22 protein-coding genes are annotated in these 23,897 nt (G+C 56.0%); 6 read left to right on the top strand and 16 right to left on the bottom strand.

Annotated elements, in window-relative coordinates:
- Window positions 1–174: 174 nt before the first annotated feature.
- The 8 genes from ACFOSS_RS10245 to pspA all read right to left on the bottom strand — a co-directional run bounded on the left by ACFOSS_RS10245 (window position 175) and on the right by pspA (window position 7,615).
- A complete protein-coding gene (locus ACFOSS_RS10245; protein ID WP_377152257.1) occupies window positions 175–1,713 on the bottom strand; it encodes a DUF3369 domain-containing protein in 1,539 nt (512 codons plus the stop codon).
- Between the two features lie 146 nt (window positions 1,714–1,859).
- Entirely contained in the window at window positions 1,860–2,606 is a 747-nt protein-coding gene (locus ACFOSS_RS10240) for a glycerophosphoryl diester phosphodiesterase (protein ID WP_377152255.1), read from the bottom strand.
- A gap of 6 nt (window positions 2,607–2,612) precedes the next feature.
- Window positions 2,613–3,779, bottom strand: coding sequence for a glycerate kinase (locus tag ACFOSS_RS10235; RefSeq protein ID WP_377152254.1), 1,167 nt, complete (start codon window positions 3,777–3,779; stop codon window positions 2,613–2,615).
- On the bottom strand, window positions 3,745–4,881 hold the full coding sequence (locus tag ACFOSS_RS10230; protein ID WP_377152253.1) for a TIGR01620 family protein: 1,137 nt from the start codon (window positions 4,879–4,881) through the stop codon (window positions 3,745–3,747). Before ACFOSS_RS10230 ends, ACFOSS_RS10235 begins: the two co-directional genes overlap by 35 nt.
- Window positions 4,878–6,308 carry a YcjX family GTP-binding protein gene (locus ACFOSS_RS10225; protein ID WP_377152252.1) on the bottom strand — a complete coding sequence of 477 codons (1,431 nt, stop codon included), beginning with the start codon at window positions 6,306–6,308 and terminating at the stop codon, window positions 4,878–4,880. Before ACFOSS_RS10225 ends, ACFOSS_RS10230 begins: the two co-directional genes overlap by 4 nt.
- A gap of 2 nt (window positions 6,309–6,310) precedes the next feature.
- Complete coding sequence (pspC, locus tag ACFOSS_RS10220) at window positions 6,311–6,682, bottom strand: envelope stress response membrane protein PspC (protein ID WP_377152251.1); 372 nt, start codon at window positions 6,680–6,682, stop codon at window positions 6,311–6,313.
- Entirely contained in the window at window positions 6,679–6,936 is a 258-nt protein-coding gene (gene pspB / locus ACFOSS_RS10215) for an envelope stress response membrane protein PspB (protein WP_377152250.1), read from the bottom strand. Before pspB ends, pspC begins: the two co-directional genes overlap by 4 nt.
- A gap of 1 nt (window position 6,937) precedes the next feature.
- Entirely contained in the window at window positions 6,938–7,615 is a 678-nt protein-coding gene (gene pspA, locus ACFOSS_RS10210) for a phage shock protein PspA (RefSeq protein ID WP_377152249.1), read from the bottom strand.
- 179 nt (window positions 7,616–7,794) lie between these two features.
- Here pspA and pspF point away from each other — a divergent pair, with 179 nt between their 5' ends.
- From pspF to ACFOSS_RS10180, 6 genes are read left to right on the top strand one after another with little or no spacing between them, the layout of a single operon-like run.
- A complete protein-coding gene (gene pspF / locus ACFOSS_RS10205; protein ID WP_377152248.1) occupies window positions 7,795–8,805 on the top strand; it encodes a phage shock protein operon transcriptional activator in 1,011 nt (336 codons plus the stop codon).
- Window position 8,806: 1 nt separating this feature from the next.
- Complete coding sequence (locus ACFOSS_RS10200; protein ID WP_377152247.1) at window positions 8,807–10,414, top strand: ABC transporter substrate-binding protein; 1,608 nt, start codon at window positions 8,807–8,809, stop codon at window positions 10,412–10,414.
- A 3-nt stretch (window positions 10,415–10,417) separates the two neighbouring features.
- A complete protein-coding gene (locus ACFOSS_RS10195) occupies window positions 10,418–11,380 on the top strand; it encodes an ABC transporter permease (RefSeq protein WP_377152246.1) in 963 nt (320 codons plus the stop codon).
- Window positions 11,364–12,257, top strand: a complete 894-nt coding sequence (locus ACFOSS_RS10190) for an ABC transporter permease subunit (RefSeq protein WP_377152245.1) — start codon at window positions 11,364–11,366, stop codon at window positions 12,255–12,257. The genes ACFOSS_RS10195 and ACFOSS_RS10190 overlap by 17 nt, the downstream gene beginning before the upstream one ends.
- Window positions 12,257–13,255 carry a peptide ABC transporter ATP-binding protein gene (locus ACFOSS_RS10185; RefSeq protein ID WP_377152244.1) on the top strand — a complete coding sequence of 333 codons (999 nt, stop codon included), beginning with the start codon at window positions 12,257–12,259 and terminating at the stop codon, window positions 13,253–13,255. Before ACFOSS_RS10190 ends, ACFOSS_RS10185 begins: the two co-directional genes overlap by 1 nt.
- The gene (locus ACFOSS_RS10180; protein WP_377152243.1) at window positions 13,252–14,046 is read left to right on the top strand and encodes a peptide ABC transporter ATP-binding protein; all 795 of its coding nucleotides are present in this window, start codon (window positions 13,252–13,254) and stop codon (window positions 14,044–14,046) included. The genes ACFOSS_RS10185 and ACFOSS_RS10180 overlap by 4 nt, the downstream gene beginning before the upstream one ends.
- Here the strand turns inward: ACFOSS_RS10180 and miaE are convergent.
- The 8 genes from miaE to recR all read right to left on the bottom strand — a co-directional run bounded on the left by miaE (window position 14,043) and on the right by recR (window position 23,895).
- Window positions 14,043–14,657 carry a tRNA-(ms[2]io[6]A)-hydroxylase gene (gene miaE / locus ACFOSS_RS10175; protein ID WP_377152242.1) on the bottom strand — a complete coding sequence of 205 codons (615 nt, stop codon included), beginning with the start codon at window positions 14,655–14,657 and terminating at the stop codon, window positions 14,043–14,045. The two genes, ACFOSS_RS10180 and miaE, sit on opposite strands and share 4 nt — an antisense overlap.
- Before the next feature lie 66 nt (window positions 14,658–14,723).
- Window positions 14,724–16,028 (bottom strand): inosine/guanosine kinase, encoded by a 1,305-nt coding sequence (locus tag ACFOSS_RS10170; RefSeq protein ID WP_377152241.1) that lies wholly within the window; start codon window positions 16,026–16,028, stop codon window positions 14,724–14,726.
- Between the two features lie 94 nt (window positions 16,029–16,122).
- Window positions 16,123–17,097, bottom strand: coding sequence for a ferrochelatase (gene hemH, locus ACFOSS_RS10165; protein ID WP_377152240.1), 975 nt, complete (start codon window positions 17,095–17,097; stop codon window positions 16,123–16,125).
- Between the two features lie 76 nt (window positions 17,098–17,173).
- A complete protein-coding gene (adk, locus tag ACFOSS_RS10160) occupies window positions 17,174–17,818 on the bottom strand; it encodes an adenylate kinase (protein WP_377152239.1) in 645 nt (214 codons plus the stop codon).
- 54 nt (window positions 17,819–17,872) lie between these two features.
- Window positions 17,873–19,945: a GGDEF domain-containing protein gene (locus tag ACFOSS_RS10155; protein WP_377152238.1), complete on the bottom strand. Its 2,073-nt coding sequence runs from the start codon at window positions 19,943–19,945 to the stop codon at window positions 17,873–17,875.
- Window positions 19,942–21,051 (bottom strand): sugar ABC transporter substrate-binding protein, encoded by a 1,110-nt coding sequence (locus tag ACFOSS_RS10150; protein WP_377152236.1) that lies wholly within the window; start codon window positions 21,049–21,051, stop codon window positions 19,942–19,944. Before ACFOSS_RS10150 ends, ACFOSS_RS10155 begins: the two co-directional genes overlap by 4 nt.
- A 227-nt stretch (window positions 21,052–21,278) precedes the next feature.
- Window positions 21,279–23,186 (bottom strand): molecular chaperone HtpG, encoded by a 1,908-nt coding sequence (htpG, locus tag ACFOSS_RS10145; RefSeq protein WP_377152235.1) that lies wholly within the window; start codon window positions 23,184–23,186, stop codon window positions 21,279–21,281.
- Window positions 23,187–23,292: 106 nt separating this feature from the next.
- The gene (gene recR, locus ACFOSS_RS10140; RefSeq protein ID WP_377152234.1) at window positions 23,293–23,895 is read right to left on the bottom strand and encodes a recombination mediator RecR; all 603 of its coding nucleotides are present in this window, start codon (window positions 23,893–23,895) and stop codon (window positions 23,293–23,295) included.
- Window positions 23,896–23,897 lie beyond the last annotated feature (2 nt).

The raw sequence follows: 23,897 nt of genomic DNA, 5'->3' as shown, positions 1-23,897 counted from the left end.
GCAAGAAAATCAGGTGGTTAGAATGGTGTTTTCGCGACGTAGACAACAATATGCTGCAAGAGTGAGCAAGGTGGCCCCCCGCTCGCTCAACGTCGTCATACAAAGGACCCCGTTCAAGCAGACGCTGTCCCCGGGGCGGCAACACGCCATCAGACCTTGACCATTAACGGCTGGCTAATCCGGATAACGCTGATAAATATCCTCCACCGCCGGCAAATTACTGAGCAACAAATTCACCAGCACGGGATCAAACTGTTTGCCTGCGCCCTGGCGGATATAATCGATGGCATCGCTAAAACGCCAGGCAATCTTGTAACAGCGTGGGCTTACCAGTGCATCCAGCACATCGGCAATGGCGACAATGCGCCCGGCAATGTTGATCTCTTCTGCCTTGAGACCTCGGGGATAACCGGTTCCATCCCAGCACTCGTGGTGTTCGTGCGCAATGATGGCACCTAGCTGCAGCACCCGTTTATCCGACTTGCTCAATAGCTCGAATCCGATCTGCGCATGGTGTTGCATCACATCCCATTCATCTTCATCCAGCTTGGCGGGCTTGTTGAGCACCTTATCGGGGATGCCAATTTTGCCAACATCATGCAATGGCGCCGCCTGGCGAATAAATTCAACATCCCGTTCCTGCATACCACTTAATTGTGCCATCAACGCCGACAGCTCGCCGACCCGCTTGACGTGGGCGCCGGTTTCTTTCGAGCGTTTTTCCACCGCCTCGCCGAGAATAAAGATCGTGGAGCGCTGGGTCTCTTCGATCTCCTCGCGCAATAACAGACTTTCATAAGTAATGGCGACGTTCGCCGTGAAGATCTCCAACAACTCGCGGGCATCCGGACTGATGGTCTCGGCAAATGACATATACACAACCGTCTCGCTGCCGGCCTTGCTGTGGTAATAACTGGTGAAGTGGTGAGCACCAAATTGGCTCCGTCTGTCGCGCAGTGCGACATGGAACGCATCCTTTACCTCCGAGGGCAGCATCTCCACATCCTGATCGATATGCAATTTGGAAAAGGCCTCCGTCGCGGCCAGAACCTTCAAATGCCCATCTTCGGACGATGCAGCATACGCCTCGACGCGACTGGCACAGACGCCATCGCCATTGAGATTGAGCAGGTAATTGACCTGTTCAAGCACAGCGGAGGCAAACCGCCTGAGGTTATGCGAATCATAGACTTCGGTAATCGCGTCAATCGCCCGCCGCAATCCCACACGGGCACGTTCCAGGTGCATGATGTCGCGATAAGCCCGCAAGGAGGCATAAAAGACCGTGACCAGCTTGTTGTGGGTCAGCTCGGTCTTTTCCTTGTAATCATTGATGTCGTAGGTCTTGATCACATGCTCTTCCGGTGCCTGCCCCGGCTGACCGGTACGCAACACGATGCGCACATTTCGATTGTTCAGCTCTTCACGAATATAGCGCGCCAGATCCAGACCGGCGCTATCGGTTTCCATGACCACATCGAGCAAGATCAAGGCGATGTCATCGCGCGACTCCAGCACCCCGACCGCCTCTGCCGCACTGTAACAATGAATGAAACTGATGCCTTTACCATCAAAGCTGAAACCGGACATCACCAGTCGGGTGACTTCATGAACAGAGGGCTCATCATCGACGATCATCACTTGCCAGCGCGACAGGTCATGCCCGGGATCTATCTCTGGTTCATCCTCAATAAAGAGCAAATCATCACTCATCTCTGACTCCTGGTTCTGTCCACATGCCGCCGCCACTGGCGCGGTTCCCCATATTCGCTGCTGATTCGAGCTTAGTGCATTTTTAACCAGTCAATAGTCAGATTGCCGGGTAACCGGCTGATTTGGTTAGCGCTCTCACAAAAACCCTAACCGCAAGTCTTGCCGCTGAATACACGCGGGTCATCGGTGAAGACGGCATCCATACCCCATGCCCAGTGGGAGGCGACACTCAACGGATCATTGACGGTGTAGCACAGCAGCTGGTAACCCTCATCCTTGATGGCGGCCGCCAATTGGGGCGTCAGACTCTGCCAGTCACAATGCAAGCTGTAAGCCTCGATGGCCCGCAAATGATCACGCCAGTTCTCGGGAATCGCCTCATATAGCTGGCCACGACGATAATGATGAGCCCGTTGATGACACAAGCGCAGCGCCTGATGGTTGAAGCTAGAGAGCAACAGGCTGTCAGCGTCACGCCATTCTTGTTGCAACGTCGCCAGCACCGGGGTGACTAGCGCCTCGACATCCTCCCCCTCATGCTTGATCTCAAGATTCAAACCCAGTCCCAGACGCTGGATCTCACGCAACGCTTCTACCAGCGTCGGGATGCGTTCGTCGGCAAACTGCGGAGCAAACCAGCTGCCGGCATCCAGTCTGCGCACCTGCTCCAGCGATGACTGCGCCAGCTGTCCTTGCCCATTCGTACACCGTTGCAGCTCATCATCATGGAAAATGACACAGGCGCCATCCGCCAGCAGACTAACATCCATCTCTACCCAGCGAATGCCCAGACTGGCTGCCATCCGAAACGAAGCCAGGGTATTTTCAGGAGCCAGCGCCGCCGCCCCGCGATGTCCGATAAGCCGAATTTCGCCCTGAGGGGTCAACAACATATTGAGTTATCCTTGTTTAAGAAATGAGCTCGCCCACAAGGCAACAACCTGAGCACTGGTTAGCTCCAGGTTGGCCGCCGCAGTGCTGAGTGCAGCATCGAGCGAGTGAGGTATCGGATTGGTGGCAAAGCAAGCGGTGACCCCAGCAGGAAGTGTGGTGGCGGTGTCACTGACCAGGCTGCCCACAAGGGCGACCAGCGGCTTATTTTGACGCTTGCACCGGGCACCGACTCCGGAGATGACCTTGCCAGCCGCAGTCTGCGTATCCAGTCGGCCTTCGCCGGTCAGGACCAGGTCAGCCCGCGCCAACAGTTGATCAAAGCCCAGCAAGTCCAGTACGACCTCGATACCGGGTAGCAAGCTGGCGCGCAGACAACCGAGCAACGCCGCCCCCACACCACCTGCGGCGCCGGCGCCGGGCAGCGCATCGACACGCTCGCCGAGGGTGTTGGCCAGTAGTGCCGCCCAATGCAACGAGGCGCGTTCAAGCTGTTCGATTTGATGGCCATCGGCGCCCTTTTGTGCCGCAAAAACCCGAGCGGCCCCCTGCTCGCCACACAACGGATTCTTTACATCGCAAATGACACGAATGGGCATGCGTGTCCAGCGAGGGTCAAGGCCTGACATGTCCAATTTGTGTACCTGTAACAAGCCTGCTCCGGTTGCCGCTACCGGTTGTCCATGCTGATCCAGCGCCCTGGCACCCAAAGCACAGAGCATGCCCAGACCTCCGTCATGGGTAGCGCTACCACCAATGGTCAGCAGTAACTCGTCAACGCCGGCCATCAATGCGCACATCATCAACTGACCGAAGCCATAACTGGAGGTCTGCAACGGGTTGCGTTGCGCAGGCGCAAGCAGCATCAGGCCGCTCGCCGCGGCCATTTCGATGACACCAATCCGCTTGCCGTCAGGATGTGTCACTATCCCCCAGGTTGCGGTAACAGGTGCGCCCAGCGGCCCTGACACGGTGTGTCGCAGGGTTTGTAATGACCAGGCTTCGGCCAGCACCGCCAAAGTCCCTTCACCGCCATCGGCCAACGGCAGGCAGAGGCACTCGGCCTGCGGGAGCACCGCCAGCACTCCGGCTTGCATCGCCTGCGCCGCCTGGTTCGCAGTCAAAGATTCCTTAAACGAATCAGGACAGATCAGAACGACCGGTGCTCGCTGCATCAGTGCCTCTGGAGGGATTGGTCACACTGGTAGTCTCATTGCCGTCCATCGGCACCACCGCCTGTTCTGCTGCCTGCCGCCGGGTAAGTCGCGCCATCACGGCATCCAGCAGGGCCCGGCGAAATTGCGAGAGTCGAGGCTTTTGCGTCGCATCAAACGGTAATGGCCGGCATTGCGTCATTGCAGCCATTCCCAGTCGAACCGTCAGCAGCCCAGCCCCCAACCCTTGACCGACTTTCGCCGACAAGCGGGCTGTCAACTCGGCTCCCACCCAGTCCAGTCCGATATCGCTCACCAACTCGGCCACCCCCAGATAGACCAGATGGCGGAATACCTGGCGCAACAGGCGAACACGGCTCCAGTAACCCAGCCGTACACCGTAGCAACGGGCGATCTGCTCTACCATGCGCAGGTTACGCCACAGCACAAACAGGATATCGAAGGCCGCAAAGGGGCTGATAGCCACCCAGATGGCATTCTCGCTGCTCCAGCGCAAGATGCGCTTGCGCGCCTCCTCGTCGGCACCGGTTAACACAGTTTGTGCAAACAAGCTGATCTGCTCCTGCGCACTGACATAACTGGTTTGCGCCGCCAGCCACTGCTGATACTCAGGCCGGGTATCCCAGCCGGCATCCTTCGCCAGGCGCTGACAAAATGCCATTGCCTCCTCTGCTGGCGCCTGTTCAGTAAGCCACTGTTGCGCTTCGCTGCGGGCGTGATGACTGGATTTGAGCTGGCGTAATGATCGCAACTCTGCCCACAAGGTCCGCGCAGCGCCCATACCCAGCAGCAGGCAGGCAAGGCTCCATAATCCGCCCCACAGCGGGGATAGCTGCCATTGATGCCATAAGCCCGCCAGCAACTCCGCAGCACTGAGTCCCAAGACCAGTCCTCCTCCCCACAGCAGCCAACGGGGTCCCTTGCCGGTTGGCGCCTCGAGGCCGGTGGCAAATGACGGAGCCTCTGCGGGCACCTCTACCGGTGTGGCATTGCGCAGTGTCGCCGGATCCAGGTCAATGCGCCCCAGGGTGGGAATAACGCCCCCGTTATCGATGCTGGCCGGCACGTCAACGCGCCCCTCGGGTAACTCAGGTGCACTCATTTCATCTTGTCTCCAAGCAAAAACTCCAATGCTGAGTCAAGGCGGATATGTGGCCACGGTCCCTGCGCCGGCAATAGCGGCGGACGCAGTGGCACCAAGCCAAACCCCTGTTCGGGATTGGCTCTTTGACGCTGCCAGAACCCCTCATCAGGCCGACCGCAAGGCACTTCGCCAGGAAATAAACTCACCGGGAGTCCCTGCAGATCCGTACCCTGAATCACAGGTAGACGTCGTCCCTGCCATTCGATACTCATATAACGTGACGCCATCAGTGACGCCATTGCCAGACACTGGATCTCGATGCCCTCAAACCGTGCCTGGCCATAACCACCATAAACGAGTTGTCGCAACAGTTGCTGCATAGCCGCATGTTGCTCCGGAGTCACATGATCTGCTTTGCTGGCGACAAACAGCAGCTTGTCGATGCGCGGTGCGAACAAACGGCGTAACCAGTTGTTGTGGCCATAGTGAAAACTGCCTAGTAACAACGACAAGGTGCGCTCGAGATCATCAAAGGCGGTTCTGCCGGCACTTAGCGTATGCAGACAATCCACCAGCACTATCTGACGGTCAAAGGTGGCAAAGTGCTCCTGGTAGAAGCGTTTGACGATGTGCTGCTTGTAGTGTTCGTAGCGCGCCTCGAGCATGGCGTACAAGGAGCCCTCTGCCGGGCTGCGATCCGGATCTGCCGCCAGCCAGGGTAGAAACTGCAGCACTGGAGCGCCATCGTACTCACCAGGCAGGACAAAACGGCCAGGCTGAATCAGCGACAATCCCAGCTGCTGACGACAAGCCAGCAACCAGGCTTTATAACCTGCAACCAGGGGGGCCAGCGCCTGTTCATCAAACGGCGTATGGGCATTCAACTGACATACGGCATCACGCCAGCTCGACGCTAACATCGCCACGGCCGGCTCTGTCAGTTGCTGTGCAACTTGTCGACTCCATTGCCGATAATCCAGCGATAACAAGGGCAAGTCCAACAACCACTCGCCGGGATAGTCCACTATATCCAGGAATAGGGAGCCTGGTGATTGACCCAATTGGCGCCGCAATAGATGACGGCTACGATAACGCAGTTCAAGCCGAATCTCGCTGACGGCCCGGGTCGGTTCAGGCCATGACGGTGGCGAAGCCAGCAATGCCGACTTCGCATCGTCGAAACGAAAAGTAGGAATATGATGGTACTGCTGTGGCACCTGCCGTCCGCCAAGCCAGCGACCTGAACGCACCAGTTGCCAATGAGGCAACGTGGTAGTCAGGTCCAGTTGCTGTAGCTGATGCACCAGCGCCGTGATAAACGCCGTTTTGCCACTGCGCGACAAGCCCGTCACCGCCAGGCGGATATGGCGATCCAATGACCGGTTGACGAGAGTTCGTGCCTGCTCTTGCACCTCATCAAGCAATTTGCGGCCAGATAGCATCATAGTCATAGTCCCTTGAGATCGCGCCGGATCCGATACGCTTTCGAGGTCACACAACGCTCGATCCGTTGAACTCTGAGCTCGAGTTCTGCCAGCCGTTCACTGGCCAACGTCAAGGCCTGAGCCGGGCTGACACCTTTTTGCCAACCATGCTGTTTCATGGTGGGCAGCGGTTCTGCTCCCGCTAGTTCGTCTCGCTTGGGTAACATGCCCCAGGCGATCAGGTAGAGCAACACCGTCAACAAGGTGGCAAAAATAAGCCCTGTTGCCACGCCCAACCGAATCACCCACACCTCGACACCAAAATAATCGGCCAAGCCGGTACAGACACCTGCCAGCGCGCCTCGGGAAGGATCCCGGTACATTCGTTGGCTCATGATTTATCTCCTGATAGTGACTCATCATCACGCCACTCTGGCACTTCAACATCCAGCAGGCGCTCCAACGTGTGCACACGTTCCTGGAGTAATTCAGCCTGTGCCAACAGGGCTTTGAGGCGTGCTCGTTCCTGATCGGACAACCCCTGTTCAACCTGCCGTCCGCTACGGTAGTGCAGAAACAGCCAGATCGGTGCGACAAACAACACAAACAGGATCGCCGGAATAACCAGTAGCCCCGCTAACATGCTCATATCACTCCTCCTTCGTCTTATCGGCAGCTGATATCATACGAGTCTTCATGGCTTCAAGCTCACGGGAAATTTCGTCGTCTGCTTCCAGCTCGGCAAATTGTTGCTGCAAGCCGGCATTCGGTTTCAGCACATCGGCCCGCCCTTCCAACTCCTCAATCTTGCGCTCCATGCGGTCAAATTTATCCATCATGCTGGCAGGGGCTCCACGAAAGGCTTGCTGCTGCACATTCAGGCGACTGTGAGCCGTCGCAGTTCGTAACAGCATGGCCTTTTGCCGAGTCCGCGCATCATCAAGCTTGCTTTCCAATTGCTGAATTTCGTTCTCAAGCTTGCTGATCCCCTCTTCAACCGCCACAAAATCCAGTTGCAGCGCATCGGCTTGCTGTTGCTCGCGCGACTTTTCGATCAGTGCGGCACGCGCCAAGTCTTCACGCTCCTTCTCAAGCGCCAACTGAGCCTTTGCCTGCCAGTCGGCGATGCGCACGGTAAAGCGCTCATGCTGACGTTTGAGCTCTTTCTTGTCGGCCAAAAAACGGGCCAGATTGGCACGTTCACGCACCAGGCCCTCTTCCATCTCCTGAATGATCAAACGCACCATTTTTTGCGGATCTTCAGCCTTATCCAGCATGGCATTGACGTTGGCATTTACAATATCGGCAATTCGTGAAAACAGACCCATGATGTTTCTCCTCTTACTCTGCCGCCAGTAGACGTTGGCGACTTGTCTACGCTAATACAGCAAGGGCTGTGCCAGTCACAAACACCCATCGTAACCTAATGATCACAAAGAATATTTGTTATATATCCTCATTAGCACTAGGATCACTAAATAGCAATCCAAACCAACAGTTGGCAAAAATGACCACCTCGGAACTCACTGAACAACGCCTGATCGGTGAATCGAACGCCATTGGCGAAGTGCTCGAGCAAGTCTCGTTGCTGGCAGCGATCGCCCGCCCCATCCTCGTGGTTGGCGAACGGGGCACGGGCAAGGAGCTGATTGCCCATCGGCTACATTACCTCTCGCCGCGCTGGCAAAATCCATTTATCACCATCAACTGTGCCAGCCTTAACGAGGCGCTACTCGAAACCGAGTTATTCGGTCACGAAGCCGGCGCCTTCACCGGAGCACAACGTCGGCACCATGGGCGCTTCGAGCGTGCAGATGGCGGCACGCTGTTCCTCGATGAAGTGGCCACCATGAGTGACCGGTTACAGGAAAAATTGCTTCGGGTCATCGAATACGGCGAATTCGAGCGGGTGGGCGGTCAGCAGCCAATTCGCGTCAATGTGCGACTGGTCTGCGCCACCCATGAACATCTGCCTGCACGCGTCGCGGCCGGAACGTTCCGCGCTGACTTACTCGACAGGCTGGCGTTTGATGTGATTACGCTGCCGCCGTTGCGTGCGCGCCAGGATGACATCCTGCTACTGGCGCACTTTTTCGCCAACAATCTGGCTGCAGAACTTGGCCACATCGGGTTTTCCGGCTTCAGCGCCACCGTCATGCAACAGTTGCAGCAGCACGCCTGGCCGGGCAATGTCCGAGAGTTACGCAACGTCATAGAGCGCAGTGTTTATCGCTACGGCCAGCCCGACCAGCCGCTCGACCGTTTGTGTATCAATCCTTTTTCCTCGCCATGGCGTCCGGAGCGCGCAGTGGAAACCACCCCGACGGTGAAAATTCCCGTCAACTGGCTGGCGCATATGGCAGAATATGAACGTCATCTGCTGGCTGAATTGTTGCAAGCGGCCCGGTTCAACCAGAGAATGGCTGCACAAATGGTTGGCTTAAGTTACGATCAGCTGCGTGGCTTGATCAAAAAACATGGTCTGAGCACTCGCCCTCCCGAGATGAGCAACAACTAAAATGAAACGATATCTCACTTTGCTGACGCTACTGCCGTGGTTACTGACCGGCTGCAAACCGCTGGAAGATCAAACCCTGCGCAACGGTGCCATCTACTGCGTCGAGAGTGCACCAACCAGCATGAACCCACAGCTGTATGCAACCGGCTCCCTCGGTTCCTCGCTATCGCACCAACTGTATGATCGTCTGTTGACGGTCAATCCGCTGACGCAACGGCTAGAGGGTGCTCTGGCAACCCGGTGGACCGTCACGCGCGATGGCCTGACTTATCAGTTCAAGCTGCGTCAGGGCGTGCAGTTCCATACCCGCCCCTGGTTTACTCCAACGCGTGAGCTGAACGCCGATGATGTGTTGTTTAGCTTCAACCGCATGTTACAAGAACATCACCCATTTCACGGGGTTTCCGGCGGCAGTTATCCGTTTTTTGACAACACGGACTTCAAAGAGCAAATCCGTGAGATTCGCAAGGATGATGAGTTTACCATCAGCTTTATACTCAACTCTCCCAACTCGGCGTTTCTTGCCTATTTAGCCAGCGACTATGCCGTAATTCTCTCTGCCGAATATGCCGATAAGCTGCTGCTGGCCGGTAAGCCTGAACAGATTGACACGTGGGCGGTCGGGACCGGCCCCTTCATGCAACAAGAATTCCGCAATGGCGAATACATCCGTTTGTTACGTCATGAGCGCTACTGGGATGTGGTAGCCGGTCTGGAACGACTGGCGTTCGATTACACCCCCAAGGCGACCAAGCGTCTGTCAAAACTGATCACGGGTGAATGTCAGGTGATGTCCTATCCGGCAGCCAGTCAGATCGCCTTCATCAAACAACACCGTGACTTGCTACTCGATGAGGAGAGTGGATTAAACACGACGTTTATCTCATTCAACACCACGCAGAAGCCCTTGTCTGATCTGCGTGTACGCCGAGCCCTGTCGATGGCCATCAACCGCGACAATATACTGCAGGCCATCTATTTCCAGACCGGAGAATGGGCCAGCTCACTGCTGCCACCTATCTCCTGGGGACATAATCCCAATCTGGACGAAATTAGCTACGATCCCATCGCAGCGAAACAGTTGCTGAAACAGGCCGGTGTCGCCGACGGTTTTGACCTGGCGCTGTGGGTGCAACCGCAGGGGCCCGCTTTATCGACGAATAGTCTCAAGATCGCCCAGGTGATCCAGGGGGATTTGGCTCGAATTGGGGTGCGGGTTCGTATCGTTCAACTGCGCTGGCCGCTGATGAAAGCCCTGCTGCAAGAGGGACAACACGATGCGGTTTTGATGAGTTGGAGCGCGGATACCGCCGATCCGGATAATTTTTTCCGCCCCTTGCTAAGCTGCCATTCTCGCAATAGTCAGGGCTTTAACTATGCGCGTTGGTGTGACAGCCAGTTCGACACCATGCTCGAACAAGCCAACCGGACCGGCCGACTGGCGCAACGTATTGAATTTTATCAACGGATGCAGGATCGCATTCAACAACAGCTACCCCTGTTGCCGCTGGCACATACGGTCAATCTGTACGCCAGCTGGAAGAGTCTGCATAACCTGGAAATGACGCCGGTTGGCGGCATCTCCTTCAAGCATGCTTATCGGGACTGACCCATGCTGATCTATACGCTACGCCGTCTAAACCTGCTGCTATTTACCTTGTTGGCACTCTCGCTGCTGGCCTACTGGCTGGAAGTGGAGCTGGGAACAGGGACACCTGACTCGCTGCTAGGTGGCTACTTTGCTTATCTTGATCGGCTCTTTGCAGGCGATTTGGGGATCTCGCTGCATACCGGACGCCCTGTGCTGGAAGAGATCCGTATCTATTTTCCTGCCACGCTGGAGCTGTGTTTGGCGGCCGTCATCATCGCCGGTCTGGTCAGCATACCGTTGGGCACGCTGGCAGCGCTCAATCAGGGAAAATGGCTGGATAAGATCATCATGAGCATCAGCCTGGTCGGCGCTTCCATTCCCGTGTATTGGCTGGGGCAGTTACTGGTGCTGCTATTTTCACTCCAGTTCCGTTGGCTGCCCTCATCCGGGCAACTGAATCTGCTGTATGAGATTGAACCTGTAACCGGCTTTCAACTACTGGATTGCTGGTTATCGACCAGCCCACAGCGCTGGAATGCGTTTCTTGATGCACTGCGGCATCTGGCCCTGCCTGCGTTGACCTTGTCCCTGCTCCCTGCCGCCGAGATCAGTCGACTGGTGCGCAACGCCATGGCTGAAGTATTGCGACAGAACTATATCAAGGCCGCCTTCAGTCGCGGCTGGTCTCCGGCATATGTGATACTCCATCACGGTGTGCGTAATGCCCTGCCGCCGATGCTGCCTCAATTAGCGATGCAATTTGGCACCATCATGACGTCCGCCATCATCATAGAGCAGGTGTTCGAGTGGCCGGGGATCGGCCGCTGGCTTATCGCCAGCATCATGAACCGGGACTATGTTGCCATCCAGGCCGGCCTGCTGCTGATCTCATCGCTGCTGCTGCTGTTGAACATCGTGACCGAGCTTGTCTCTACGCTGCTGTATCCGGCAAGAAGGAAGGAACTGTATGGCCAGCAAGACTAAGGGATATCCGGAGATCCGCATTCCCTCTCCACTCACCCAGACCTGGCTGCTCTATCGTGAGAATACGCTGGCGATGGCCGGCTTCTGGGGGCTGTTATTTCTGTTGCTGGTGATGTTATTCGGACCGACGCTGGTTCACTTCGATCCATTGCAACAAAATGCTGACGCCTTGTTACTGCCGCCATCATGGAGTCACTCGGGAACCTTGCAACATTTCTTTGGCACCGACGATCTGGGGCGCGACCTGCTGTCCCGTCTGGTTTACGGTGTTCGCCTTACGTTTGGCAGTGCTTTGCTGGCAACGATAACGGCACTGTTGTTGGGTACGCTGATCGGCATGCTTGCCGGTATGACACAGGGCCTGAAATCAAGCTTCCTGCATCACATGCTCGACATGCTGCTGTCTATTCCGTCGCTGTTGCTGGCGATCGTACTGGTAGCGGTGATGGGGCCCGGGCTCGATAACGCTATCCTGGCCGTCACACTGACACTGTTGCCCCAGTTTATTCGTGCCATCTATACCGCCGTCAGCCAGGAGTTGCAAAAAGAGTACATTATTGCTGTTCGCCTTGACGGTTCGACCCCGCTGCGTATTTTGCGTCTGGCAATATTACCAAACATCGTCGACACCCTGGTGGCACAAACGACCCGCTCTCTTACCACCGGCATTCTCGATATTAGCGCCATCTGTTTTCTCGGCATTGGCGCCCAGTCCCCGCTTCCGGAGTGGGGCACCATGCTGGCCGATGGCATGGACCTTATCTATATCGGCTCCTGGACCGTAACCTTGCCGGGTTTGGCCATCGCTTTTAGCGTGCTGATTACCCATCTGGTGGGTGACGGTCTGCGCAAGGCTCTGCAACAAGGAATTGACTGATGCCACTGCTGGATATCCGAAACCTGACGATCGAAATCGACACGCCCCAAGGCCGGGTCCGCGCTGTCGACCGCGTCAGTATTACCCTGAATGAGGGCGAGATACGTGGTCTGGTCGGTGAATCTGGCTCAGGCAAGAGCCTGGTGGCCAAGGCCATCATGGGTATGCACAAGGACAACTGGCGGGTAACAGCCGATCGCATGCGCATCAATGATATCGAACTGATGGGCATGACCGCGCGGGAGCGACGCAAAATTATCGGCCGCAGTGTCGCCATGATTTTCCAGGAACCCCGCTCTTGCCTGGATCCGTCGTTGACCATCGGCAACCAGCTGATGGAGGTCATCCCCGGGCGCGTTTTTGATGGTCACTGGTGGCAACGCCTGTTCTGGCGACACAAGCATGCTGTCGCCCTGTTGCACCGCGTTGGCATCAAGGATCACCGCAAGATAATGGCGGCCTACCCGCACCAGTTATCCGAAGTGCTGTGCCAGAAGGTGATGATCGCCATGGCCATCGCCATTCGCCCCAGGCTGTTGATTGCCGACGAGCCCATCAGCTCGATGGAGGCGACAACCCAGGCACAGTTATTACGGCTGCTGGATCGCATGAACCAGAATAATCAGACCACGATACTGCTCATCAGTAATGACATTTCCTCTATCGCCAATCTGACGGAGACGATCACCGTCATGTACTGCGGTCAGATGGTTGAAACCGCCCAGCGTGAGCAACTGCTGGTCGAGCCCCATCACCCTTATACCCATGCGTTGCTGAACACCATCCCGGATTTCAGTGGTCGTTTGCCGCACAAATCACGACTCAATGCCCTCCCCGGCGTGATTCCTCCGTTACAGCACCTGCCGATAGGTTGCCGTCTTGGCCCGCGTTGCCCGTATGCGCAGAAACTCTGTGTGCAAACCCCGCCGGTCACCCGGCTCAAGAATCAGCACTTCAGCTGTCACTTCCCGCTTAATATGGAGGAATCGAAGCGATGATTGATCAGAGCCCGCTGCTCCGTGTCGTGGATATCGGTAAAGAGTTCATCGAGCGCCGCTTCCTGTTTATTCGTAACCGGGTACAGGCTATTCGCAGTGTCAGCTTCTCGCTCAACCCTGGCGAAACCATCGCGATTGTGGGTGAAGCCGGATCTGGAAAAAGTACCCTGGCACGAATTCTGGCCGGCGTCGTGGCCCCGACGCATGGTGAGATCAGGGTGAATGGCGACTTGATTGGCCCTGGAGACTATCAGCGGCGATGTCAGCAGATCCGTATGATCTTTCAGGATCCCAACTCATCTCTCAACCCGAGACTACGCATCGGCCGCATTCTGGAGGCACCGCTGATCCTGAACAGCGATCTGACCCCGGAAGAGCGTGCCCACAAAGTGCAAGAGACGCTGCGCATGGTCGGCCTGTTACCAGAGCATGCCCTGTTCTACCCACAGATGATTTCGGCCGGACAAAAGCAGCGGGTGGCACTGGCACGTGCACTGATCCTGAGCCCGAGCATCATAGTGGCAGATGATACGTTTTCGATGCTGGATCTCTCCGTCCGCTCCCAAATCGTTAACCTGCTTCTTAAACTGCAGGAAGAGTTGAAGATTGCCTATGTGATTGTGGCCAATGACCTTGGTCTGGTCCGCCACATCAGCGACAAGGTCATCGTCATGCATCAAGGAGAAGTTGTCGAAAGTGGCGCCACCGAACATGTCATCCAGGCACCACAACACGACGTGACCAAACGCTTGATCCAGAGCTATGGCCACGAATACCGAGCGGAGCGCTAGTCCGCTACCGGAACGCCACTGTGGAAGCGGAACGTCTGATCCGGTGACAGGATCAGTTCCGCTTCACGCTCTCCAAACCAGTGGATGCGCGCACTGATATCCTCCCCGGCACACACCTCGGCCAACATCAGATAATCACTGTAGTGGCGGGCTTCGGATCGCAGCAGCGAATAGTAGAAGCGCTGCAGTTCTTCGTCCAGCAAGGGCGCCAATTTGGCAAACCGTTCGCACGAGCGCGCCTCGATATAGGCACCGATGATCAGCTTATCAACCAGGGTCGCAGGCTCGTGGGTCCGAACCCCCTTGAGCAGACTGGCGGCGTAGCGGCTGGGTGAAAGTTGGGTATATGCCACCTGTCGTTGTCGCATCAGGGTGACAACTTGTTCGAAATGATGCAGCTCTTCCCGAGCCAGCCTGGCCAGCGGAATGAGCAGCGGCTCGCGTTCCACATAACGATAGATCAGGCTCATGGCCGTGGCGGCGGCTTTCTTCTCGCAGTTAGCGTGATCAACCAGCAACAGCGGTATCTGTTGCCGGGCCTGTTCACACCAGGCAGCGGGGGTAGGACAGTGTAAAAAGCGATGCACCGGCGCTAATAACTCCTGATACATCATGCACTCCATGCTAGGTTGACCGTTTTCGTGTTAACAAAGTGTATCCTGCAAACAACGCGACACTCAACGCTCCCAATAAGCCTCTTCCAGACTGTCTTCGCGTTCCGGTAATCCGCGCGAGAGACGCGGGCTGCTCTGTTTGAGCACTTCATAACTGACCCGATTGGCATATTTGCACAACTGCGAAAACGAGGAGTAGGCCAGGCAAGCCTGCTGATGCTTGGCGGAATTGGGGACCATCTGCCGGTGATAACGGTTGGCGGCCATATCGTGCAAGATGGCAGATAACGCGCCATCTCCGGCGCCGTTGGTATTTTTGATGAAGTCAGGCCCCCCCATGTACGGCGCGATATGGGCAAACACCCGGCACGGCCGCTCACAAGCCGCTCTGGTCATGGGACGACTGAATTCGTATCGGTTAAATTCGGCAATGGCGCCCGGCAATAACGGATGACTGGTTTCGCGACGCGTCTCCTCCTCGGTATAGCCGGCCATGAACAGGCCAGTAGCCCCGGCGGTACAAAGCACCAGATCACACCACTCCAGCGCTTTATCTGCGGCCAACAACGGGTCCTTAAATCCGGTCAGCGCCTCGGCTTCCTCTTCATTCATGGCCAGTACTGTGACATAGCGTTCGATAAACTCGCGCCACCAGAGCGGCTGTTCATCGATGATGAAACGCGTCCCCAAGGTCAATACCACAGGAACCTTCGCCGCCTGAGCCTGCTGCACGGCCTTCAGCGTCGCCTGCTTTATGGTATCCCCTTCCAGCTCTCGCACCAGGTAAGCACTGATCACCAGCGCCGAAGCCCCCTGAATGAGTTCGGCTGGGACATAGTCATCCGTCAGGCGATTCATCAAGCCAGCATTGATGCCAAAGCTGCGATCACCATCGTCAGTGACGAAGGTAAAACAGCGACCAATTGGGCCCGGTACCGGTTGCAGGTAGTTGAGGTCAACCTTGGATGAGGTGTTGCACAAGTAGCGGTAGGCGTAGCCCCCTACCTCGATTTGCTGGCTCATGACCCCCAGCAACACGGAAGCGGAGTCACTCAGCACCGAATAGTTGTGTAATGTATTGGCGATCGTCCCGCCAGCAAACTGGCTTTCAATCAGCCTGCGGCTCTGCAATTCTTGATAGATAGCTTCCGCAACGCTATCCGTGACCAATAGCGAATGGCCCTTACTCAAACCATAACGTTGCAAGAACTCGACATCTACCTGCGCTTCGATGTCGACCAGCGTCTGATCGATACCGACAATATAGGATGCAGATTGCTCTGCCTGCGGCTTGGTCTGCACCAGCAGAGGATCGCGGGCCCCTACTGGAAAATAGTGTTTAGACTTACGCTGGCCTGGGAATTTCATGGATAAACGCTATCAGGACGAATGGACCGGGCCGCGGATCCTACCATAATCCGCTGCCCTGCCTAGGGGGCTCAGCCGGCTGTTTGAGGGTTATTCAGTACGCAAACCTTTGCGTGATGAACTGGATCAACATCTGCCCATGTTCAGGGCCGGCGTTCAAGGCCGGTATGTAGTGAAACTGCCGTCCCCCGGCGTGAAGAAACAGCTCTTTGCCGCCGATGGCGATCTCTTCGAGTGTTTCAAGACAATCCGTCGCAAACCCCGGGCAGACGACATCAACATCCATCACCCCCCGTGCCGGTAATTGAGTCAACAACTCATCGGTATACGGCTGCAGCCAGGGTTCACGGCCAAAGCGGGACTGGAACGAGAGGCTCCATTGCTCCGACGAGAGCTGCAACGCCTGCGCGACCAGCTGTGCGGTACGAGCACACTGTTGTGGGTAAGGATCGCCCAATCTGGCATAGCGTTGTGGAATACCATGAAACGACAGCAGCAAATGGGATTGCCCCTGTTGTTGCCAATGGCGACGCACCTGCCCGGCCAGCGCAGCAATGTATTCTGGCGCATCATGGTAGTCGGCCAGCAGTTGCATGGCTGGCAGCACAGCTTGTTTGGACATCAGTCGAGCCCAGGCATCAAACACTGGCGCCGTCGTCGTCGATGAGTACTGTGGATACAGCGGCAGCAATAACACCTCGGTGACGCCCGCTGACGCCAGTTGCTGCCATGCCTGCTCAAGGGACGGTTCGCCGTACGTCATCGCCAAACGCACTGGGCAATCGATATTTTGCGCCAGCAATCCGGCCTCGACATCGCGGGCCAACGCGTCGCTATATGTCAGCAAGGGGGAGCCGCCGGCCTGCCATATGCTCTGGTAGTTTCGCGCAACTCGTCGACTGCGCAGCGGCAGAATCACGCCATACAACAGAGGTAACCATAAGATCCGCGGCAGATCGACAACCCGGCGGTCGGAGAGAAAATCGCGTAAAAAGGACCTGACTGCGGCGGGTGTCGCCGCAGAGGGTGTCCCCAGGTTCACCAGTATCACACCCTGTTTTTTTTGCATGCCTGCTCCAATAAAAAAACGCCCGTAACGACAAGCGCTACGAGCGTATTTGACGCCAAGATCAGTCGAGAGCCAATCAGCCCAGCAATGCCGCCAGTTGCTGACTCACAGCATCGACCGCCTGAGTACCGTCCAGGCGCTCGTAGCGGGTGCGTCCTGCCGCCGCTTCCGCCTTGTAATACCCAACCAAGGGTTCAGTTTGCTGGTGATAGATATCCAGACGCTTGCGTACCGTGGTCTCTTCATCATCGGCTCGAACCACCAACGCTTCGCCCGTGACGTCGTCCTTGTCTTCCACCTTTGGCGGGTTGAAGACCACATGGTAAACACGGCCTGAGCCAGGATGGACCCGACGACCGCTCATACGTTTGACGATCTCTTCATCCGGAACATCAAATTCGAGAACGAAATCAACGACGACTCCAGCATCTTTCATGGCATCGGCTTGCGGAATGGTGCGCGGAAAACCATCCAGCAGGAAACCCTTGGCACAATCATCCTGAGCAATCCGCTCTTTGACCAGACCGATGATAATCTCGTCAGAGACCAGTTGGCCCTTGTCCATGACTTCCTTGGCCTTCACACCCAGCGGAGTGCCTGCCTTGATCGCGGCCCGCAGCATATCACCGGTGGAGATTTGCGGAATACCATACTTGTCCATCAAGAACTGGGCTTGAGTTCCTTTCCCGGCACCAGGCGCGCCAAGCAGAATAATGCGCATCAGATTTCCTCTTTTGGTCTAGCAATGACATCAATATCAATCAGGAGGCGAAAACTACACGCTTTCTGATGAATCCTCAAGTCCAGCGTCCTGAACACCATGTTTATGCTCGTAATACGCCTGTTTCTGCTGATACATCGCCTTGTCAGCCATCTTGTACAACAAAGAAAACGGCGTTTTATGGCTGTCGGCATAGCCAACACTGAAACTGACACCATGTTCTCGTCCCGCCAAGGTCGCCGGCTGGAATTGCGTCTGTTGCAACCGCGCCACTAACTCGCCCTTTTGCTCGACACCCTCACCTTCCAGCAGGATGACGAACTCGTCGCCACCGATACGATACAGTGAGCCATTTATCCCCTGCAAACACTGGCGCAAGCGTTCGGCTACGGTCCTTAGTAGTGCATCACCCGCTTCATGACCACGAGTATCGTTCAGCTCTTTCAACCCATTCACATCGATCAGGAACAGACCCGCCTCCTTATCGAGTGAGGTCTCCAGATCAGCCATGGTTTGATCAAAGGCAATCCGGTTACCCAAACCGGTCAGACCATCGGTCCGAGCCCAGAACGCGAGCCGATTCGTCAACGCCCGGTTCTCGAGATACCCCCCCAACTCCCGGGCAAACAACATCATCCCCCTGAGCATCTCTTCACGCAGATTATCCGATTGCAGCAAGATCCAGCCGCCACCAAATGGCGGCGGCAACGGGATGGTGTAAAGCCCGGCATCGAACAGATAATCTGACGTTGCCGCTTGTAATGGCACTATGGTGTCACGGGTAAATCCAGTGTGGGTATAGACCTGTCGGGGCTCATTGGCCGGCTGCAAAATGATGGCAAACGGGATCTCTAACTCACACGCCACCAAATGTTTGACCACTGTGGTCAACAGTAACTCCGAGGAGGCGTCATTGGGTAATGCCTGCCGCAGGTGAATCAGTTGGTTGAAGATACGATTACTGATCTCGAGGCGTTGCAATGTCAACGCCAGCTTGTTGGTCCGCTCTTGCACCTTTCCTTCAAGGCTCTGATTCAAAAGGGAAAGCTCTTCCAGATAGCGATCCTTCTCGCGCGCCATGCCAGCGAGTTGCTGATTGTTTTCCTCCAGCGTCGACAGTTGCTGCCGGATGCGGCTCTGCATGTCGATCAACAGGCGTTCTGTATGGGCGAACTCCCAGATCCGCGACGTTGTGGCCTCCACCAATTGGCCAGCCTCCATGCGGCGGATGATGCCATACAGTGCGTTAAAGGCGCGTAGAATGGGTCGAAAAGAGAAGATAAACACCATCATTAACACCAGCAGAAAAATCACCTGGTAACTGATGAAAGGACGGATCGCCTCATTGACCGCATCGCGCATGCTTTCCGGCGAGCGGCTGACCCGGATAAAGAGGTTGATACTCGGCGCATAGTCCTTCTCGCCGATTTGCAAGCGCTGGTACTGACTGATAAACCCGCTTTGATTCGGAGGTAAGGTTTCACCGAGCTCAACCGTCGACCGCTCCATATGTGAAGCCCGGTTGGCCTGTGCCAACAGGTTGTCGAACGGGATGATGGCAATCAAAAAGCCCTGCACACCATCAGCTCCCCGCACCACCACACTGCTGATACTGGAGATGAAAACCAGCCCCATGTGATCGCCGGTTGGCACCAGCTCCTTATCTTCGATCACCGCGACACGACCGCTCAGAACACCCGATTCATACGCTTTATCCAACCGCGTCATCAATTGTCTGATGGCTTGATTGCGTTCCACTGGGCGGATCTTGCCACCAAAGTGTTCCCGCACCCGGCCGTCACGAGAAACCAGGTATAAGCTGGAAACCACAGAGTAACGATTTACAAAATTCTCGAATCGCTCACGCACCTGACTGCCGTAATAGAGACTGGCGATGCCCTTGATGATGGTCTCATGCCCGGTCAGTAACCTGAGCCCTCCGGTCAGCGCACCCAGTTCGTTCTCCAGATTTTCACGGATGACAAATGCCTCGCTGTTGAGCTCGGTCACCAAGGTTTGGGTCGCAAATTCCTTCAAGCCTTGGTAGTGAATAAAACCCAGCACAGATAATGGCAACAGCAACATACAGAAGATCAGACCGATGAAGAAACGACTAAGACGAATCATCTGGCACTGCCTTCTTCTTCTACCGCCATCGTTTGCATGTTATGAGCCGTCTCTTGGGCGGAGAACTCACCAGACAGGAACAACTCCAGCGACTTCCCCATCACCAGCCAGACAATCATCATTTTGCGATCGTTTGGCATGGCGCGACTTTTCAGCAACTGCTGATGCAGGATGCGCATATCTTCCGACATTTTGTCAGACAGATTGGCCGCCACCCGCTCCACGGAAGGAAACAGCTTGGAACGCTCATACAGTGCCTTTTGCGTCTCATCGGCCAACAGGAAACGCACCAGCTCTTCACTAATCTGACGCTTGGTATCACTCAGATCGCCGCGCCTGGCCATGACATAGGAACTGCTGAGCGGCACCATACGCTGGCCCTGCCATGTCGGCATCAGGGCCATTCCTAATCGGTCACCCAGAACATCCTTGAGTGTTTGATAGGCCCAATCGCCATCCAGCAAATAGCTCACCTCCCCTTTGATGAAGGCTTGCTCGTTACACATCAATTCACACTGCGCCACGGGATGGCGAGCAATCAACGCCACATAACCTTGCAAGGCTGCGACCATCTGCGGCGTATCGAGGCTGAAGTTATCGCCGTTCAGTGGCCAGCCACCCGATGACGTCAAGAAGGGGATAAACCAGTAGGCTTGCTTGCTGGGCCAGGCCAATTTACCGTCCGGGATGTCCTCAAGCCGGCTGACCGGGGCCACCAGGTCTTTGCGATAGTAGAGAATGAGCTGATTGCCCATATTGATCGGCATGCCATACCAGCTATTCCCGAGCTGGCCATCGTCACGCAGTTGATAGGCACGCGGAATGGTATCTGGCCAGGGCCCCAGATGATACTCCTGGACATTACTGATTTGATCACTGGGAATGAAATAGAGATCTGGCAACAGGACCGAAGAGAGAACTCGATCCCGGAACTGATCCGCCCGAAAGTGCTGTTGCACAATTTTGTGGCCCGTAATCTTTTCAAACCGGGTCAACTCGGGTTGTAAATGTTCGAGGCTGTGGGCGTTCCACAGTGTCAGCGTCTCGGCAGATAACGAGCCGTGAGCGAGCAACACAATAGTGGCAAGCAAGGTCGTCAGTCGCATCACATTTCCTCTTCGTTGATAACAGCACACCTCAATTTGATGGCCGCCCCTTCCCAAAATACGGGGCTAAGGATCTAAAAAAACACGCCATTTGATGTCGAGGATGCAAAGATTTTAGCAAGCAAACGCTTAACCTGTGCCTGACGATGTCACACATTATCAATAGCCTGCCGCCTAAAAAAACAAGGGCCGCACCGGGCGGCCCTGAATGGTGCTCAAACTGACACTCAAGCCAGTAGCAGCTTATTCAGTCTGGCGACAAAACCGGCCGGATCCTTTAATCCACCCTGTTCAGCCAGCTGAGCTTGCTCCAGCAACAAATGACACCACTCGCCAAAACGAGCGTCATCTGCTTCACTGGCCAGACGCTGCAGCAGGGCGTGTTCAGGATTCAGTTCCAGAATGAATTTCTGCTCCGGAACCGGCTGGCCTGCAGCCTGCATCAACTTCATCATCTGGCTGCTCATGCCATAGGTGTCGGTCACCACACAGCTTGGGGTATCGGTCAGACGGTGGCTGATGCGCACCTCCTTAACCTGCCCTTCCAACACCTTGGCAACGCGCTCAACCAGGCCTGCATGCTCCTTGGCTAGCTCTTCTTGCTGTTTGCGACTCTCTTCATCCTCCAGTTCGCCGAGCTGCAGATCGCCACGGGTCACCGAAACCAGCTGTTTGCCCTCAAATTCACTGAGGTGGCTCATCAACCACTCATCGACACGATCCCACAGCAGCAGCACCTCCACGCCCTTCTTGCGCAGCAGCTCCAGATGCGGGCTCTTGCTGGCGGCCGTGTAGCTGTCGGCGATGATGTAATAGATCTTGTCCTGCTTCTCTTTCATGCGGCCAACATAGGCCTCGAGGCTGACATTCTGGACGTCCGACTCCGCATGGGTCGAGGCAAATCGCAACAGCTTGGCAATCTCCTCGCGATGCGCGTAATCCTCCGCCGGACCTTCCTTCAGCACGTTACCAAATTGCTGCCAGAAGCTCTGATACTTGGCTTCGTCATCCTTGGCCAGCTTGGCCAGCATGCTCAGCACTCGTTTGGTACAAGCCTTGCGCAGCTGAGCAGTGATCTTGTTGTCCTGCAGGATTTCACGAGAGACGTTCAGCGGCAGATCGTTGGAATCCAGCACCCCCTTGACGAAGCGCAGGTAGGTCGGCATGAACTGCTCGGCATCATCCATGATGAAGACGCGCTGAACATAGAGCTTGAGGCCGTGTTTCTGCTCACGATTCCACAGATCCCACGGTGCGCGCGCCGGTACATACAACAAGGAGGTGTACTCCTGGCTGCCCTCGACCTTGTTGTGCGCCCATGCCAGTGCATCGTCATAGTCGTGGCTTAAGTGCTTGTAGAACTCTTGATACTCTTCGTCGCTGATGTCGCGCGGAGTCCGCGTCCACAACGCCGTGGCACGGTTTACCTGCTTCCACTCACCCGGGGTGATGACTTTCTCGCCACCTTCGGCCTCTTCTTCACGCGGCTCCTGCCACATTTCGACCGCCACGCTGATGTGGTCAGAATACTTGCCGACCACGGTGCGCAGCTGCCAGTCATCCAGGAACTCGCCTTCCTCTTCCTTCAGGTGCAGGATCACGTCGGTACCACGGCCAACCTTCTCCACATCCGCGACGGTAAAGGTGCCAGAACCATCAGACTCCCAGCAGACGCCGCGGTCGTGAGCTTCGCCTGCAGCACGGCTGATGACCGTCACCTTGTCAGCGACGATGAACGAGGAGTAGAAGCCGACCCCGAACTGGCCAATCAGCTGGGAATCACGGGCTTGATCCCCGGAAAGATTACGGAAAAACTCAGCGGTGCCAGAGCGCGCTATGGTACCCAGGTGCTCGATCGCCTGATCCCGGGTCATACCGATGCCGTTATCGGAGATCGTCAGAGTACGCTTTTCCTTGTCGATCAGCAGGCGTACGCGTAACTCACCTTCATTTTCATACAGATCGGGCTCGGAGAGCGCCTTGAAACGCAGTTTGTCGGCAGCATCAGCGGCATTGGAGATCAACTCGCGCAGGAACACTTCCTTGTGCGAGTAGAGGCTGTGCGCCATCAGGTTCAGCAGTTGTTTGACTTCGGTCTGAAACCCGTGGGTTTCCACATGAACGGCTTCGGTCATCGTTGCTTTCCTTGATGAAAGTTATGGATTAGGACAGAAGCGATATGGGGGCGGCCATGCAAGTTTCAAGACCGCAACAAACTGAATGCTGAAAAAATCGACAGGGTTATTCCAAAGGACGCCGCCCGGCAAGCGAATGTGACAGCGTGGTGCCATCGACCAATTCCAGCTCGCCGCCGACCGGTACACCATGGGCAATTCGGGTCACAGTGACACCCGCCTGGCGCGCCAGATTGGCAATGAAGAACGCCGTGGCATCACCTTCGATGGTCGGATTGGTAGCCAGAATGACTTCATCATAGGCTTCACTTTGCAATCTGGACTCTAACAAGTCCAGACCCAGCTCACGCGGGCCAATACCGTCAAGCGGTGACAGGTGTCCCATCAGCACAAAATAACGACCCGAATAGAGGTGTGTCTGTTCGATGGCCGCCACATCGGCAGGAGACTCCACAATGCACAACTGCCGCTTCTGCGCACGTTTAGGGTTAGCGCAGATCTCGCACAGTTCATTTTCAGTGAAAGTACGGCACTGTTGGCAGTGGCCGATTTCGGTCAGCGCCCGCTCCAGTACTCGCGCCAAACGCTGGCCGCGCGGCCGTTCCCGCTCCAGCAGCTGAAACGCCATCCGTTGTGCCGACTTGGGGCCAACACCCGGCAAGACCTGCAGCTCGCGGATCAATTCATCGAGTAAGGGACTGTACTTCATCG

Source organism: Pseudaeromonas sharmana, from assembly GCF_042649925.1.
Lineage (GTDB): Bacteria > Pseudomonadota > Gammaproteobacteria > Enterobacterales > Aeromonadaceae > Pseudaeromonas > Pseudaeromonas sharmana.
Note: the sequence above shows the minus strand (reverse complement) of the source record. Positions and strands in the feature narration are given on the sequence as shown.